Origin of the sequence: Terriglobus tenax (genome assembly GCF_025685395.1) — a bacterium.
In the GTDB taxonomy this organism is placed as follows: Bacteria; Acidobacteriota; Terriglobia; order Terriglobales; family Acidobacteriaceae; genus Terriglobus; species Terriglobus tenax.
The window spans coordinates 1,177,250-1,194,405 of the sequence record NZ_JAGSYA010000004.1 but is presented as its reverse complement, the minus strand read 5'-3'; the positions used below and the strand labels follow the sequence as shown (position 1 = coordinate 1,194,405).

Genomic DNA, 17,156 nt, shown 5'->3' with positions numbered 1-17,156 from the left:
TATGGACGACGTCAGGCAGACGGTTCTATGCATCAGCAGCTATGAGAAGGGCAAGGCGTTTTTACGCGAAGCGGCGGCGCTGGGCTGCGATGTCGTGCTGCTGACAGCGGAGAAGCTGAAAGACGCATCGTGGCCCCGGGAGGCGCTGGCTGACCTGTGGCTGATGCCGGACCGGTTGACGCCGGAGCAGGTTCTGAACACGGTCACCTACCATGCGCGGCACCGGCGGATTGACCGAGTGGTGGCCCTGGATGAGTTTGACCTGGAGGCGGCAGCGCTGATCCGCGAGCATATGCGGTTGCCGGGGATGGGGCAGTCGACCACCCGGTTTTTCCGCGACAAGCTGGCGATGCGCCAGAGGGCGCAGCGGGCAGGCGTGCTGGTGCCGGAGTTTACCCCGGTGCTGCACTATGACGATCTGCGTGAGTTCATGGCCAGCGTTCCGGGGCCGTGGGTGCTGAAGCCGCGATCGAGCGCCTCGGCGATCGGGATACGGAAGATTCATCAGCCTCAGCATCTGTGGCCGGTTCTGGAAGAGCTGGGGGATGAGCAGAGCCATTACCTGCTGGAGCGGTTTGTACCCGGTGAGGTTTTCCATGTGGACGGCGTGACCTGGAAGCAGCAGGTGCGGATGAGCGCGGTGCACCAGTATGGAGCTCCACCGATGAAGGTGATGCATGAGGGCGGCGTGTTTACGACGCGCTCTATCCATCGTGACAGCCTGGACGCGCGTATGCTGACGGAGATCCACGAGGGACTGGTCCCGGCGCTGGGTATGATGAGCGGCGTCACGCACACGGAATTTATCAAGGCCGAAGATGATGGGGAGTTTTACTTCCTGGAAACGGCGGCACGCGTGGGCGGAGCCTATATCTCGGACGTGATTGAACACTCGACGGGAACGAACCTGTGGCGGGAGTGGGCACGGATCGAGGTGGCATCGATGCGTGACGCCAAGTATGACCTGCCCCGTCAAAAGGGGCTTTACGCGGGAAGCGTACTGTGCCTGGCGAAGATGCCGGAGCCGGACCTGTCAGGCTTTGATGCGCCGGAGGTTGTAGACAGGCTGAAGCACCATCACCATGCCGGATTGATTGTGGCGTCAGAGAGCGCCGAGCGGGTGAATGTGCTGGTAAAGCAGTATGCGGGGGAGTTCCTGGAGCGTTTTTGCGCGACGGCTCCTGCTCCGGCAGACCGACCAACGGCGTAAGCCCGGTCGCATGTCCGTTGGCGTTGGGGATTCCCGTCTCCAAGTGGGTACCAGAGTGTTCGCAAGGTAACCCTGGGAACGGATAGAATCGCCGGGAGTTAACAGGAAGGGAAGAAGGAGTGGTGAGAGCGCTGGGGCTCGAACCCAGGACCAGCGCCTTAAAAGGGCGATGCTCTACCAACTGAGCTACGCTCTCGCACTTTCACCAAGTTAGCACAAACGGGCGGAGAGCATGTGCATTGCCTGTGAAAGCGGCAGGATGCAGGGGGATCTGCTCCAACATCCGTGGATTGTGACACTTAAGTAGCACCTTCCGGTCATTGACTTGGTTTCCTAAGCTCAGTACGCTCAGGGCATTAGCTGGAAAATTTGCGGAAAAGAGTGTGTTTTTCCGGACGGTAAGACCACCAGTTCGACGACACGCAAGGCTCAAGGAGAAGGCATGGATCCCAATAATCCGGAGCGGAGTGGCGAGCAGAAGGCGGCTGAAGAGACCCCGGAAGACGTCGCTGTTCTGTACTCGTGGGCGAACCTGCAAGGCGCCAAGTATCGTGATTTTTCTGCGTCGCGCCGTGAGTTTCGCGCTCAGATGAAGCACCGTGCGGCGGAAGTGGCTCGCGAGACCGAGGAAAAGGCCAAGGCGGATGCCGAAGAGGCCGCGCGCCGCGAGGAAGAGTCTGCACAGAGGCTGATTCAGGAGGCTGCGGACGCCGAAGAGGCGCAGAGGGCTACGGCTGCGGCCGAGGCCGCGCGCCAGGCTGAGAAGGCTGCGCAGGACCGGCTGGAAGCGGCTCGCCATGCGGAAGCTGCAGCGGCTGCCGAGGCGGCTGCCCGCCGTGCAGCGCGCGAGGCCGCAGAGGCGCATGCGCATGCCGAGATGCAGCAGCAGCGCTGGGAGGGCCATCAGGCTCAGCCGGTGGTACCGGGTGAGATCAGCGATCCGTATCTCAAGCCGTCACATGATGTCGAAATTGAGCATCACATTCACCGTCCGCATACCTCTTCCGGAGACCGTGCAGCAGCGTTGCGGCAGAGCTCGGCTATCCGGGCTGCGGTGCGTGTGCAGCCGGGCTTCTCGTCCGGTATGAAGAAGGTTCCGATTGTGGACCCGGTGACACCGCGGGAGCCGAAGTTTACCGCAGGCGAGCCGCCGGCACCGCAGGAGCCGCCGCGTCGTGGATACCATCCCGATGTCCCGACGGCGCAGATGGATGCTTATCGCGAGGAGCCGCGCTATGAGGCTCCGGCGCGCAACTTTATCCCTGCTCCTGAGCGTCCGCTGCAGCCGTATGACGACCGTCCGGCGGTGTTGCACCGCCACCTGGACGTGGTGGATGCTCCCGTGGAACCGGTCCGCAACTTTATTCCGCCTCCCCCGGCTGTCCAGCAGCATGAGGTGATGATTCCTCCGGTGCATGAGACGCCGGTGCGGAACTATGTGCAGCCGCAGGAGCGCATGGAGGCAATTCCGGAGAAGCACGAACCGGCGCCGCCGATGTATCGTCCGGCCCCGATCCGCCAGAGCGCGGTGGTGCCAGCGGCGCAGCGTGAGCCACAGCCGGTACGTCCGGCGTGGCTGTACGGGGATGACCGTGGAGCGCGTCCGCAGCCGGCTCTGCCAGAGCAGGCTCCGTTGCAGGTTCCTGATACGCTGCAGCATTCGCGCGAGCGTGTGGCTTCGCGATGGTTTGCCCTGAAGGGTGTGTTTGATCACACGCAGGAGCAGGTTGAGCCGCAGCCGGTGCGCAAGCAGGAGTACCGCATTCCTACGCTGGTAGTGTTCTCGCTGGCCGGCGGCGTGGGCAAGACGAGCATGGTGGCGACGCTGGGTCGTGCCTTGTCCAGCATGGGGGAAAAGGTTCTGCTGACGGATACCACCTCGCATGGCCTTCTGCCTTTCTACTTTGGAGCGCGCGAATTGCGCCCCGGAGTGGTGCGGACCTTCTCGCCGCCGCCGGGAAGCACGGATGCGCCGATCTACCTGGTGAACTACGAGCTGGACCAGAAGAGCAATGACCAGGGAACGCAGGAGTGGGTGATGGACGAGATTGCCCGCAATGGACAGGGTGCACATCGCATGGTGGTGGACCTGAGCTCCGGTTCCGGATGGCTGCTGCGCCGCCTGGCCCGGCTGAACCCGACGGTGGTGGTTCCCGTGGCGCCGGATATGAACTCGGTGATCAGCCTGCAGGCGGTGGAGAAGTTCTTCCACGGTATTACGGACGCGGACGGACGTCCGATCCGGCCAAGCTATGTGCTGAACCAGTTCGACGCTTCGTTGCCGCTGCACCTGGATGTGCGCGAGGTGATGCGTCAGCTGGTGGGCGACCGTCTGCTGCCGTTCTCGATCCGCCGCAACCCGGCGGTGAGCGAGGCGCTGGCAGAAGGAATGACGGTGATTGACTATGCGCCGTCGAGCCCGGTTTCAGAGGACTTTTTGAATGTGGCAACGTGGGTGCGTGCGGCGACCGCGCCGGCGACGGCAGGATTTCGCGGAGCAAGGTGGACTGAGCGATGACGCACACCTCGGCGTGGCGTGAGTTTGAATCAGGTGACAGTCTTTGGATGAAGCTGGTCAGGATCGTGGTGATCCTGTGCGGCGTGATTGTTCTGGGCACGACGGGAATGCTGCGCCTGACATGGCCACAGCAGGCTGTGCTTGGCCTGTTGATGGTGCTGGTGACGATCTGGATGGACCGCAGCTCGCGCAGCTACCTGGTGACGCTGACGCTGATGTTGGCCTCCATGTTCTCCACCTTCCGGTATGGATACTGGCGTATCGCCACGGTGGTGGAGTTCTTCCAGGACCCCGGAACGAAGTGGGGCCCGCTGGACGCCTTCTTCATCCTGACGCTGTGCGTGGCTGAGAGCTACGCATTCATCATCCTGTTCCTGGGCTACCTGCAGACCATCTGGCCGCTCCGGCGCACGCCGGTGGCTTTGCCGGATGATCCGAACGAGTGGCCCGAGATCGACCTGCTGATTCCGACCTACAACGAGCCGCTGAGCGTGGTTCGTTATACGGCGCTGGCAGCGATGAACATTGACTGGCCGGCCGACAGGCTGAACGTCTACATCCTGGACGACGGCAAGCGGGAAGAGTTCCGCAGCTTCTGCGAAGAGGCAGGCATCGGCTACATGACGCGCGACGACAACGCGCATGCCAAGGCGGGCAATATCAACCGGGCTCTGAAGCGGCTGAATGCTCCGCTGGTGGCGATTTTTGATTGCGACCACGTGCCGACGCGCAGCTTCCTGCAGGTAACAGTGGGCTGGTTCCTGCGTGACCGCAAACTGGCCATGCTGCAGACGCCGCACCACTTTTATTCGCCCGATCCATTTGAGCGCAACCTGGGCCAGTTCCGCATTATTCCCAACGAGGGCGAGCTGTTCTACGGCATTGTGCAGGACGGCAATGACTTCTGGAATGCGACCTTCTTCTGCGGAAGCTGCGCCGTGCTGCGCCGGGAGGCACTAGACGAGATTGGCGGCATCGCGGTGGAGACGGTGACCGAAGACGCGCATACCTCTCTGCGTATGCAGATCAACGGCTGGAACACGGCGTATATCAACATTCCGCAGGCTGCTGGACTTGCAACCGAGCGTTTGAGCGGTCACGTGAAGCAGCGTATCCGCTGGGCGCGCGGCATGATCCAGGTGATGCGTACGGACAACCCGCTGTTTGCCAAGGGACTGAAGCCGGCGCAGCGGCTGTGCTATTTCAACGCGATGACGCACTTCCTGTATGGTCTGCCGCGTTTGATCTTCCTTACGGCTCCGCTGATCTACCTGGTACTGGGGCATACGAATATTCCCGGCTACTGGGCTGCGATTCTTGCCTATGCCTTCCCGCATCTTGTGCTGTCGAGCATTACGAACTCGCGCATTCAGGGGCAGCACCGGCACTCGTTCTGGAACGAGATCTACGAGACCGTACTTGCGCCGTACATCTTTCTGCCGACCATGATGGCGCTGGTGAATCCGAAGCTGGGTTCGTTCAACGTGACGGCGAAGGGCGGCGTTGTGAACCGCCGGTTCTTTGACAGCCGCATCGCGCAGCCCTTCCTTGTGATGCTGGTGTTGAATGTGATCGGGTTGCTGATGGCGATTCCGCGCTATTTTTACTTCTCGCCGGCGCTGCCATTCCCGTTCAACTACCTGGGCGGTCTGTATGACGGCACGCATCCTGGAACGATCTGGATGAACGTGATCTGGACCCTCTTCTCGATCATGATCCTGGGCGTTGCGACTGCGGTTGCGTGGGAGAGCCAGCAGCGGCGGCAGACGGTGCGTATCACCATGAGCGTGCCCGCGGATGTGATCGCTCCGGATGGCACGATCATCTCCGGCCAGACGGCGGACATCTCGAGTGGCGGTCTGCAGATGGATGTGGAGGGCAACGCGTCTCTGCATGCGGGTGACCTGGTGAAGATCGTGTTCCCGGTGCTGGATGGGGATGCTTCTCTGCCGGCGACGGTGGTGTCCTATGACGGCGTGCAACTGCGTGCGCAGTTTGATTCGCTGACGATTGAAGAAGAAGAGGCGCTGACGATGGTGTTGTACTCGCGCGCCGATACGTGGCTTGGATGGGGCGAATCCCGTGAAGTGGACAAGCCGCTGGTAAGCCTGTTGCGCATTTTGAAGCTGGCGGTGTTTGGGTTGAAGCAGACGGTTCAGAGCCTGATGAAGAAGAAGACGGCGGGAAAGGTTGCCACCAGCGTGGCTCCCATCCTGGTGCTGGCAGCGATGCTGGCCGGTGCGGGCAAGATGCAGGCGCAGTCGCGGCCGATGTTGCCGGCGACCTCGCCCAATGCGGGCGGAGTAGCGCCGGTTGGCGGCTCAGCGCAGGCGGGGGCGATGGCTGCCGCGGGGCGTGATGGTGGCGTGCAGGCGCGTCCTGTGCCTCCCGGGCAGTTCGACAACATCTTCACGCTCGGCGATATCGGTGTGCCGGATACGGTTGTACTGCGCGGTGTGGATGCGTACCACTCCACGTATTTCTCGATTCCGCAGAACCAGGTGGTGAAGACCGCGACGATGCACCTGCGGTATCACTTTTCGCCGGGCCTGCTGCCGGCCATCAGCCACCTGAAGGTAAGCGTGAACGGCACGCTGTTTGCCACGCTGCCGGTAACGACGACGCCGAATACGGTGGGTGAGCCTGCCGACCTGACACCCGAGCAGAAGGTTGCAGCGCAGAACAGTCTGAGCAACGCGCGTGCGTTTGAGAACAACGCCCTGCTGGAAGCCACGCTGCAGATGCCGGCAGAGATGCTGGTGCATGACAATCAGATCACCTTTGAGTTTGTAGGCCATTACACGCTGCAGTGCGAGGACCCTTCGCATTCCACGCTGTGGAGCCATGTGGACACCAGCTCGACCATTGAGTTGGCGGGTAACCTGCTGCCTCTGCAGGACGATTTGAAGCTGTTGCCGCTGCCGTTCTATGACGCGGCGGTGAATCTGCATCCGTCGATTCCGATCGTGTTCCTGAACCAGCCCTCGCCGAAGGGCCTGCAGGCCGCGAGCATTGTTGCTTCGTACTTCGGCATTCTGACGGACTACCGTCCTGTACGCTTCCCGGTTTCCTACGGCACGATCCCACAAGGCAACGCGATCATCATCAGCGAGAACGCGGGAGAGCTGCCCGCGGCGCTGAGTGTGACAGGAAGTACAGGGCCAACGGTGGCCATGCGCACCAATCCCAGCGACCCTTATTCCAAGGTGCTGATCCTGACGGGCGACAGTCCGGAAGACGCTGTCCAGGCTGCCATGGGGCTGGCACTGCAACGCAGCATGTGGCAGGGAAGCCAGGTAAGCGTGCAGGTGAAGCATCCCGCGGCCAGCCAGCCGGACGATGCTCCGCGGTGGCTGCCAACCGATCAACTGCGGCTGCTGGGCGATATCACGCAGCAGGCCGAGCTGCAGGGCGACGGCAGCGTCCCGTTGGGCGTGTATATGCGCGTACCGCCGGACCTTTGCTACGACTGCGTGGCCAAGTCGAATCTTGAATTCCACATGGAGTACCGTTACAACCCGGTACCGCTGGCCAACGAAAGCACGTTGCAGGTGTACATGAACGGAGCGTATGTGAGCTCCACGCCCATGCCTCACCAGGACAAGGCAAGCGCCGTGCTGCAGACGCCGGTTCCGGTGCCTGTGGTGAACATGCGGCCGTTCTCGAACTCGCTCATGCTGAAGTTCGTCTTCCAGATTGCGAAGAAGGGCAAGTGCCAGGACACGGCTCCCCTGAACCTGCAGGGAGCGATTCTGAAGGGCTCATACCTGGATATCCGCGATATTCCGCACTGGGCGGTGCTGCCGAACCTGGAACTGTTCTCGAACGCGGGCTATCCATTTACGCGCATGAAGGACCTGTCAGAGACGGCGGTGGTGATGCCGGACAATGCGCAGACCGACGAGGTGGAAGAGCTGCTGACGCTGATGGGGCACTTTGGCGCGCAGACCGGATACCCGGTTACGGATGTGACGGTCACCACGGCCGATGGCATGAAGCGCGACAGCAAGAAGGACTACATCGTTCTGGGAACGGTGGAAGACCAGCCGGCGCTGAACATCCTGAAGAATGATCTTCCTGTGCGTATCGATGGTGGCGGCCTGCATGTGCAGGACACGCAGGGGTTCTTTACACCGCTGCAGAACGCGTGGTGGAAGGTGCGCTCGAGCGACCATGTGCAGACGGGTGAGCTGCAGATGGCCGGCGGACTGCCGGACGCGATCATGGAGGGCATCGAGTGGCCGAATAACTCGGGCCGCTCGGTGGTGGTGATTGCCACGCGCGACCATTCGGTGATTCCGCAGTTCCTGAAGACCTTCCTGCGCGACTCGCAGTCGTCGGATATTGCGCAGTCGGTCAGCGTGCTGCATGGCGACAAGTTTTCGTCCTACCGTATTGGCAACTATGTCTACCATGTTGGCTATCTGTCCCTGTGGGCTCGCCTGAAGATGTTCTTCACGCAGTTCTCCTGGACGGTCGTGATCCTGGTGATGGGCTTCTGCTTCCTGATGGCGGGGCTGATCCGGGTATGGCTGCGCCGCAAGGCCAGAATCCGCCTGCAGGGCGAGTAAAGCGAGCGAAGTGGAATGCGGTGGAGAACGACAAGGCGGGCAAGCGCGTGCGCGCTGCTGATCACGCTGGCGGTGTGGTTCAACCAGGGCTGCCGCGCAGAGCAGACATGGGACCTGTGGGAAAAGTACACGGTCAAGTTCATGGACCCGCAGGGCCGTGTGATCGACCACAGTGCTGAGGACCGCACCACGAGCGAAGGGCAGGCCTATGGCATGTTCTTCGCGCTGGTGGCCGGGGACCGTGTCCGTTTCGACAAGCTGTTGAAGTGGACTGAGGATAACCTGGCGGGCGGCGATATGACGCTGCGTCTGCCGGCGTGGAACTGGGGCAAGTCGCCGGAGGGCCAGTGGGGTGTCCTGGATCAGCATCCGGCTTCCGATGCCGATCTCTGGATGGCGTACACGCTGCTGGAGGCCGGTCGCATCTGGCGGGACGATCGCTATGCGAAGCTCGGAACGGTGATGGCCTACCGCATTGCGCAGAGCGAAGTGGTGCTGGTGCCTGGGCTGGGAACGTCGATTATGCCCGGACCGCAGGGATTTCATCCGGAGCCATCGACTTATGTGCTGAACCCAAGTTACCTGCCGCCATTTATTCTGGTGCGACTGGCCAAGGAGATGCCGCAGGGACCGTGGGGCACGGTTCTGGACTCGTTGCCGCAGATGCTGGCGCGAGGCAGTGGAGGCGGGTTCGCCATGGACTGGGTGCTTGCCGGATCGACCGGTGTTCGGCCATCGCTGACGCCGGCGCAGCTTGCCACGGGCAAGAACGAAGGCATTCCGATGGGCAGCTATGACGCCATCCGGGTGTACCTGTGGCTGGGTATCAGCGATCCGGGAACGCAGGGGCTGCGGGAGATGGTGGCTCCGCTGGGCGGCATGACGAACTACATGCGCACGAACCTGGCGCCACCGCTGCAGGTGGACTCCTCGGGGAAGGTGCTGAATACGGAGGCCCCGGTTGGGTTTTCGGCGGCACTGGCGCCGTACCTGCAACTGGTGGGATTGAAGCAGCAGGCGAAGTCGCAGATGGACCGTGTGACGGCGTTGAAGGATCCTGCGACTGGTTTGTATGGCCGCAGTGGCGAGTATTACGACCAGAACCTGGCGATGTTTGCCACTGGGTGGCAGGAACAGCGTTTTCGATTGGATCGAGATGGCCGGTTGAAGTTGAAGTGGAAGTAACAAGCAGCGGGCGAAAGAAAGAACAGACCGGCTGTAAAGTAGTGATTCCGCAGTTAATAGCGGCAGAAATACGGGGACAAACCCTAAGAAAAGCGGTAAGCTAAGCTGCGATGTAGTGTCCTCCCCAAGGGATACTCGTTGTCACCCAAAGAATTGCCGCTCAGGGTTTGCAGATAGGGATTTGCAGGTAGGGATGAAGAGACTGCTTTCAATCCGGACGATGACCGCCAGCCTGGCGCTTTGCGCCTTGATGCTGAGCGTGCCTGCGGGCTATGCGCAGGGCAATTCATCGACGACATCGGCACTGCTGGACAAGGCACATTCGCTTGAGGTGCGCGGACGCATGGATATGGCTGCGCAGACCTGGCAGCAGGTCCTGCTGGCGGATCCGAACAATACCGAGGCGCTGGGTGGACTGGCGCGCGCGGCACGGCTTGCGGGCAACCAGCAGCAGGCGACGATGTACCTGAACCGCCTGAAGGCGATCAACCCGAACGACCCTGGCATTGAGCGCGCCGAGAACATGATGACCCAGCAAAACCAGCTTGCGCAGTTGCAGCAGGCCGGCAAACTGGCGCAGAGCGGGCAGTACGCGCAGGCCATGAATATTTACCGCCAGGTATTTGGCGGAACTCCGCCGGCGGGTGACTGGGCGCTGGCGTATTACGAGACCGAGTCGGCAACCGAGGATGGACGTCCTCATGCCATCGCCGGACTTCGCTCGCTGATTGACAGGTATCCTCAGGACTCGCGTTACCAGATCACGCTGGGCCGCATCCTGACCTACAATCCGGCGACACGCCCGGAAGGCCGCCGTTACCTGGAGCGCCATCCGAACGATCCTGCGGCGCAGGAAGCATTGCGCCAGTCGCTGACATGGGATGCACAGAATCCTGCGGCCATGGCGGACATTCGTGCGTACCTGGCAAAGCATAAAGATCCTGCGCTGGAAGCCGCGATGAAGAGCACGCAGGCGCGTGTCGCTGCTTCGACAAGGGCGGGATCCCGCGCAGCAGCGGCCCAGGCGCCGGTGATGACTCCGGAGGAGCAGCAGGAGATTGTCGCCAATCGTGCGATCAGCCAGGAGGAGCAGGCCGCCTATAGCGCTCTGAACGGCAAGCGTCTGGCCGAAGCCGAAGAGCGCTTCAAGGCGCTGCTTGGCAAGAACCCGGACAATGCGCGTGCCCTGGCGGGCATGGGATATATCCGCATGCAGCAGTCGAACTTCGGCGGAGCGATCAGCTTCCTGGAGCAGGCCAAGCAGGACGGCGCGCGTGATGCGGGACTTGAGAACGCTCTGTCGACCTCGCGCTTCTGGTACACGATGGGCGAGGGCACAACGGCCCTGAACGAGAACGATCTGACGACGGCCGAGAAGGAGTTCCGCTCGGCGCTGGCAATGAAGCCCAGCAGCCCGGAGGCCCTGGAGGGGCTGGCTGGAACGCTGATGAAAGCGCAGCAGCCTGAGGCCGCGGCTCCGTATTACGAGCAGTACATCAAGCTTCGCGGTACCGGAATTACGGGCTGGCGTGGTCTGTTTACGGCGCAGTATCAGGCGGGCAATGCCGCGATGGCGCTGGCGACAGAGCGACGAATGCCGGCGGGGGTCCGATCGCAGCTGATGCGAGACCCGGACTTCTTACGAACTCTGGCCTCGGCGTATTCAGCCGTGGGCCGGGACGCAGATGCGCAGCGTGTGTTGAAGGGAGCCCTCGAGCTCCCTTTTCCCGCCGATGGGCGTGGCGTAAAAGTTGAGACGCAGCTGCAGTATGCCAGCCTGCTGCTGGCCAGCAATCACATGGACCAGGCCGCCGGCCTGTATCGCCAGGTGCTGGGCGAGGATGCGGCGAACGTTGCTGCGTGGCAGGGACTTGTCCGGGTTGAGCATGCGATGAAGAACGATGCCCTGGCCGAGCAGACGCTGGAGAGCATGCCGCCTTCGGCCTATGACCAGGCATTGCGCGATCCCGGCTTTGTGAGCACGGTGGCTTCGATCTACGACACGCAGAACAAGCTGGACGTGGCGCAGGACATGCTGGAGAAGGCGGTTTCGCAGTCGACCATGGCAGGGCAAAAGCCCGCGGCCGGCATGCAGACAGAGCTGGCCAGCATTTACATGAAGCGCGGCAACTCCCAGCAGGCTTATGCGATTTACCGCCAGGTACTGATGGACAATCCGGATCGGTTGGATAGCTGGAAGGGTCTGCTGACGGCGCTGCACTCCAGTGGTCATGACCAGGAGGCGCTGGCTCAGGTTCAGCAGATTCCCGCGCCGATTCGCAAGCAACTTGAGCAGGATCCGGATTATCTGCAGACGGTGGGTGGTATCTATGGCGGGCTTGGGCAGCCGCAGCAGGCAATGGTCTTTCTGCAGCGCGTGCAGCAGCACTATGCGAGACAGAACGCGACTCCTCCGGCCGACATCGACATTCAGGATGCGTGGTTGCTATATAACGCGCAAAACGATTCGGGCCTGTACCGCCAGTTGATGATGATTGGCAGCCGCAACGACCTGAGCGAGGAGCAGCGCCGCACGGTCCAGACCATCTGGGCGAACTGGGCGGTGCGCCGTGCCAACCAGGCGGTGGCCGCGAACAATGTTCGCCGCGGTCTGGCGATCCTGAATGCAGCGGCCAAAGCCTTCCCGGATAACCCGGCGGTGATTCGCGCGTTGGCCACGGGATATGCCCGCGCTGGACAGCCGAAGCAGGCGGTTGCGATCTTCCGGTCGCAGGATATGACCACGGCCTCGGCGACGGATTACAAGGCGGCGATTGGCGCTGCCCTGGCTGCCAACGATACGAAGAATGCCGAGTTATGGCTGCGTTATGGTCTGGACCAGTATCCGAAAGACGCGCAGATGATGATTCTGGCGGCGAAGTTTGAGCAGGCCCGTGGAGACAGCGGGCGCGCCGCCGATTATTACAAGGCGAGCCTGCAGGCGATGCCTCCGGGAGACCCCGGTGCGGAGCTTGCGGCTGAACTGAGCATGGCGTCTCAGAACGGCGGACGTCTGCCGAACGCGACGCAGGCGCAGGATCTTGCCGCCCTGATGGCTCCTGGCACCGATAGCGCCGCTCTTGCAGGACAGCAGCAGTTTGCTGTTCCGGCTCCGCCGCCGTACCTGCCCAGCTATTCGAACCAGTACGGCAATGCGCCGGTGCAGTTGCAGGGCAACGGTGCGGCCTATCAGAACAACAACCTGGTGCCGTCATACATGACGAACCCTGCTTACCAGCAGCGAGTTCCGGCGCGGCAGGGAGCGACGCGGCTGAAGGATTATGTGCCGCAGTCGCAGACGAATCCGGCGTATGAGCTGCTGGGACAGCAGCCGCCATCGACCGCGGCAGCGCAGAGCGCCCTGCCGGCATTTCCGCAGACCGATACCAATGGCAACCCGGTCGATTCCAATGACTATATGGCGTATCAGCGGGAGCAGATCCGCCAGCTGACGCAGCGAGCCGTGAACTCTGCCGGACCAATGAATGCGTACGGGCCTCCCGCGCAGCAGGCAGGCGGCGATACCTATGGGCCGTATGTCCCGTATAACCCGCAGAACACGATCACGCAGAATGCGGCTTATATGGCACAGGCCTCGCGCGTCGATCTTGGTTCGGACCTGCAGCCGATCCATCCGAAGATGCAGGAGCCGACGGATGTGATTCCGACGGCGGCGTATGTGCCGAACGCGAAGCGCACGGGTCGTGTTCCGTCGACCTCATCGCATCCTGATATTGCTGCGGCCCAGGCTGCATCCGTACGCCGTCGCCAGTCCGATCCGAAGCCACTGGTGGGTTCCAGCCATCCGATTCAGCCCGAGCCGGTTGATGTTGCTCCGTTGACGGAGACGCAGTACACCGGCCAGCCATACAACCCGGCACAGAGCCAGATCCCGCAGTCGCGCGCCAATGCCTCCGGTTCGATCCAGGCAACGCAGACACAGCCCGGCTACCAGTATCGTGGTGACCTGGCGCAGCAGAGCGCCGGCGCTGAGACCTATGGTCAGCAGTACCCGCAGCCGGCGCGCCGTCCGACGGCGACAACACCGCGCCGCCGCACGGTGCGCAGCCGCTCAGTCGAGGGTGTTTCCTCCGGGCCGCAGTCGGCGCCGCTGTTCTACCCCGGTGTTCCGGTGGCCCTGAGCGGCCAGCCGTATCCCGATTTAGGACCGGCATATCCGCTGCAAAATCCGCCCAGCGATCCGATGCTGGTGGCGAAGAATGTTCCTCCGCTGCGTGGCGGATGGGATCGCAACGCGGCACTGACTCCGGGGCCACCGATGAGTGAGCGCCAGCAGACGGAGCTGGACCTGGCTTCGCTGGAGGCAAGCTACTCATCGTGGATGGGTGCGACGGCTCTGATGCGTTATCGCAGCGGCATCTCCGGTATGAACCGGCTGTTCGACCTGGAGGCGCCGATGGAGGCGACCCTGGTGGCGAATAAGACACTGCGCCTGAGCATTATTCCCAAGGCTGTCTTTTTGAACGCGGGCACGCTGGATACCGCCTCTTACCAGGGAACGGAAGGCACCGTGCCGATTCTGGGCACACTGCCGTTGAATGCGGTGAACACTCCGTCGCAGCAGCTGACCTCTGGCCTGGGCGGCGAGGTGCAGCTGGTGACGACCAACGCGGCGTTGTCGATCGGCTTTACGCCGTATGAGTTCCTGGTGACCAATGTGATTGGTCACGCGCGCTGGCGTCCGTTTGGCGGGCATGTCATGTTCTTTGCCGACCGCGACAATGTGAAGGACACGCAGCTCTCCTATGCCGGTATGCGCGACCCTGGGTCGGTGACGCCGGTCTTCGCGGGGAACATCTGGGGCGGTGTGATATCGACCGGTGGCGGCGCGCGCCTGGACTTCGGCAATGAGCGCGCGGGCTTCTATGCCAGCGTGTCCGGAGCGTCGGTGACCGGCTATCACGTGCTGGATAACAAGCGCTTTGAAGGCTCAGTCGGTGCGTACTGGCTAGCCAAGTACATTCCCGGTTACGGCAGCCTGAATATTGGCGCCAGCTTCTATGGAACGCACTACGACAACAACCAGCGCAACATGACGTACGGCATGGGTGGCTACTTCAGCCCGAACGCGTACTTCCTGGGAGCGGTGCCGGTGACCTTCAATGGCCACTATGGCACGAGCTGGCATTACTCCATCGCCGGCGCAGTCGGTATTCAGACGTTCCAGGAGGCTTACGCCAAGTACTATCCGCTGGACGTTTCGCTGCAGACGGGAGCGTACTCGGGTTGCACGCTGCCCTCCATTGCGGCGCATACCTGCGGTGAGTATCCGGTGAACACGGGCACGGGCCTGAACTACTCGCTGAACTCCGAGATGAGCTACCGCATTGCCGACCACTGGTATGTGGGTGGCATTCTGACCGGCAACAATACGAGTAACTTCAATACCATCACGGGCGGTTTCTTCTTCCGCTACCTGTTCAAGCCGCAGGTGCCGAGCGAAGAGTATCCGACGGGCCTGTTCCCGTTTGAGGGCTTCCGTCCGCTGCGTGTGCCGTAAGCCGCCGAAATTTACTTGCCACTCCCCGTGGCAAACGATATAAAGCAGCTACATAAAAAATCAGGATGGATCAAGCGCGGCCTTGCCGTGGCTTGATCCATGCGATAACCCACTCGTTGGCTTGATCTGCAAAGGGTTTGTAGCTGTGCTTCCTAAGCGTTCTCCTTCTGTTCGTTCTCTTCTGGTTCCGGTTGTTCAGTGCGCCTGCGTCGTGGCGCTTCTCGGCTTCTCCGCCATGGCGGAGAAGAAACCTGTGCTGCCTGACTGGTTGAAGGAAGCGGCGAAGCAACCGGTTCCCTCCTATCCTGCCAATACCAATGCCGTAGTCCTGCTGGATGAGACGACCTACACGGTCGGCGCAGATCTGCACGCAGTGGAGCATCAGCGGCTGGCGATCAAGATCCTGCGGCCTCAGGGACGCCGCTATGCGCAGATGGGGACGTATTACGACAGTCTGTCCAAGGTGCGGTCACTGAAGATCTGGAGCATCGGGACGGATGCTCATGAGTATGAGCTGAAAGAGAATGAGATTGGCGATGTTGCGGCCTATGACGGTTTCTCGCTTTACTCCGACAACCGCTATCGCGGGGGGAAAGCCCCTGCCGGCGATCCCGGTGCGATTGTGGCGATGGAGTATGAACAGGAAGCTCGCCCGTACTACACCGAATACATCTGGAGCGTGCAGCGCGAGATTCCCGTTTTGAAAGAACGGTTGAAGCTGGAACTGCCGCCAGGCGTGGAGTACAAAGAGGTCTGGAAGGGCAAGAAAGAGACGACCGCGGTTGACCTGGAGAAGGGTAAGTATCTGTGGGAGGTCAGCGATGAGCCACCTGTGGACCTGCGCGATGTAACGATGTCTCCTGAGTGGCGGGGCCAGCGGAAGCGGATGTCGGTCCATTACTACGGGCCTTCGATTGCGAATGCGACCAGGGGGAACTGGGAGAGCATCGGCGAGTGGTACGAGGTGCTGGCCAAGGGACGTAACGAGACGACACCTGAGATCGCTGCCAAGGCCCAGGAGTTGGTTGCTGGAAAAACGGATTTCGCCGATAAGGTTCAGGCGATTTCAGAGTATGTGCAAAGCCAGATACGGTATGTGGCCATTGAGATTGGCATTGGCGGAAACCAACCGCATCCGGCTCCGCTGGTCTTCAAGAATAAGTACGGAGACTGCAAAGACAAGGCAACGCTGCTTTCAGCCATGCTGGCTGGCATCGGAATTCGATCTACGTGGGTGATGGTGGATACGGATCGTGGAGTGGTTGACCTGAACGCGCCGTCGATGGCCGGTAACCACATGATTGCAGCCATCGAACTTCCGAAGGGATATGAATCCACAAGGCTGAGCGCTATCGTGACGGCGGCCAGCGGCAAGCGATTCCTGATCTTTGATCCAACGTGGGAGTACACCCCTTTTGGCCAGTTGGAGTACAACCTGCAAGGAGGCTACGGCCTCTTGATGGATGGCAAGGACAGCCAGGCGATTGCTTTCCCGGTGCTTGATCCGAAGGTGAACACAATTCACCGTACGGGCGAGTTCAAGCTGGCGGCGGATGGTTCGCTGAATGGGCAGATGGTGGAGAGCCGGTTTGGCGATATCGCCGATCGCCATCGCCGCTTGTTCCGCACGGCAACGGAGAAGGAACAGCGCGAGGTGATCGACCGTCTGCTGGGGCATGACCTGGTGAGCTTCAGCTATGACGGGTTGAAGGTGGAGAATGCGATGGAGCTGACAAAGGACCTGCGGGTGTCCTATGCGCTCAAGGCGAACTCCTTTGCGAAGCCTGCCGGTGGCCTGTTGATGGTGCGGCCGCGAGTGCTGGGGACGGAAACGCTGGAGACGGACAAGAGGCCGCGCGTGTATCCCATTGACCTGGGAGCGGCGCGCGAGGTGAAGGACGAGTTCGAGATCGAGCTGCCGGAGGGATATGTCGCCGACGAGATTCCCGATCCGGTGAAGCTTGATATGGGCTGGGCAGCGTATGAAAGTGCGAGCAGGGTGGAGGGTAACAAGCTCCACTACTCGCGGACGTATGTTGTGCGGCAAGTGGAATTACCGGCTGACAAGTATGCCGAAGTGCAAAAGCTGGCCGGTGTGATTGGATACGACGAGCAAAGCAACGTCGTACTGAAGAAGAAATAGCGAACTGC

6 protein-coding genes and 1 tRNA gene are annotated in these 17,156 nt (G+C 61.5%); 6 read left to right on the top strand and 1 reads right to left on the bottom strand.

Going from position 1 to position 17,156, the window contains the following annotated elements; genetic code table 11:
* The first annotated feature begins 1 nt into the window (after position 1).
* Positions 2-1,210, top strand: coding sequence for an ATP-grasp domain-containing protein (locus OHL13_RS10395; RefSeq protein ID WP_263410057.1), 1,209 nt, complete (start codon positions 2-4; stop codon positions 1,208-1,210).
* Positions 1,211-1,330: 120 nt separating this feature from the next.
* Here the strand turns inward: OHL13_RS10395 and OHL13_RS10390 are convergent.
* A tRNA-Lys gene (locus OHL13_RS10390) sits at positions 1,331-1,406 on the bottom strand.
* Between the two features lie 246 nt (positions 1,407-1,652).
* Between OHL13_RS10390 and OHL13_RS10385 the strand changes: the two genes are divergently transcribed.
* The 5 genes from OHL13_RS10385 to OHL13_RS10365 all read left to right on the top strand — a co-directional run bounded on the left by OHL13_RS10385 (position 1,653) and on the right by OHL13_RS10365 (position 17,148).
* Positions 1,653-3,728, top strand: coding sequence for a cellulose synthase operon protein YhjQ/BcsQ (locus tag OHL13_RS10385; RefSeq protein ID WP_263410056.1), 2,076 nt, complete (start codon positions 1,653-1,655; stop codon positions 3,726-3,728).
* Positions 3,725-8,299, top strand: coding sequence for a UDP-forming cellulose synthase catalytic subunit (gene bcsA / locus OHL13_RS10380; RefSeq protein WP_263410055.1), 4,575 nt, complete (start codon positions 3,725-3,727; stop codon positions 8,297-8,299). The genes OHL13_RS10385 and bcsA overlap by 4 nt, the downstream gene beginning before the upstream one ends.
* A gap of 15 nt (positions 8,300-8,314) precedes the next feature.
* Positions 8,315-9,484 carry a cellulose synthase complex periplasmic endoglucanase BcsZ gene (gene bcsZ / locus OHL13_RS10375; RefSeq protein WP_263410054.1) on the top strand — a complete coding sequence of 390 codons (1,170 nt, stop codon included), beginning with the start codon at positions 8,315-8,317 and terminating at the stop codon, positions 9,482-9,484.
* A 193-nt stretch (positions 9,485-9,677) separates the two neighbouring features.
* Complete coding sequence (locus OHL13_RS10370; protein ID WP_263410053.1) at positions 9,678-15,005, top strand: cellulose synthase subunit BcsC-related outer membrane protein; 5,328 nt, start codon at positions 9,678-9,680, stop codon at positions 15,003-15,005.
* A gap of 211 nt (positions 15,006-15,216) precedes the next feature.
* Positions 15,217-17,148 (top strand): DUF3857 domain-containing transglutaminase family protein, encoded by a 1,932-nt coding sequence (locus OHL13_RS10365; protein WP_263410052.1) that lies wholly within the window; start codon positions 15,217-15,219, stop codon positions 17,146-17,148.
* The last annotated feature ends 8 nt before the right edge of the window (positions 17,149-17,156 follow it).

Bases quoted from the DNA above. Each gene is read 5' to 3' on its own strand.
- OHL13_RS10395 (WP_263410057.1), top strand. From the start codon at position 2: ATGGACGACGTCAGGCAGACGGTTCTATGCATCAGCAGCTATGAGAAG.
- OHL13_RS10385 (WP_263410056.1), top strand. From the start codon at position 1,653: ATGGATCCCAATAATCCGGAGCGGAGTGGCGAGCAGAAGGCGGCTGAA.
- bcsA (WP_263410055.1), top strand. From the start codon at position 3,725: ATGACGCACACCTCGGCGTGGCGTGAGTTTGAATCAGGTGACAGTCTT.
- bcsZ (WP_263410054.1), top strand. From the start codon at position 8,315: ATGCGGTGGAGAACGACAAGGCGGGCAAGCGCGTGCGCGCTGCTGATC.
- OHL13_RS10370 (WP_263410053.1), top strand. From the start codon at position 9,678: ATGAAGAGACTGCTTTCAATCCGGACGATGACCGCCAGCCTGGCGCTT.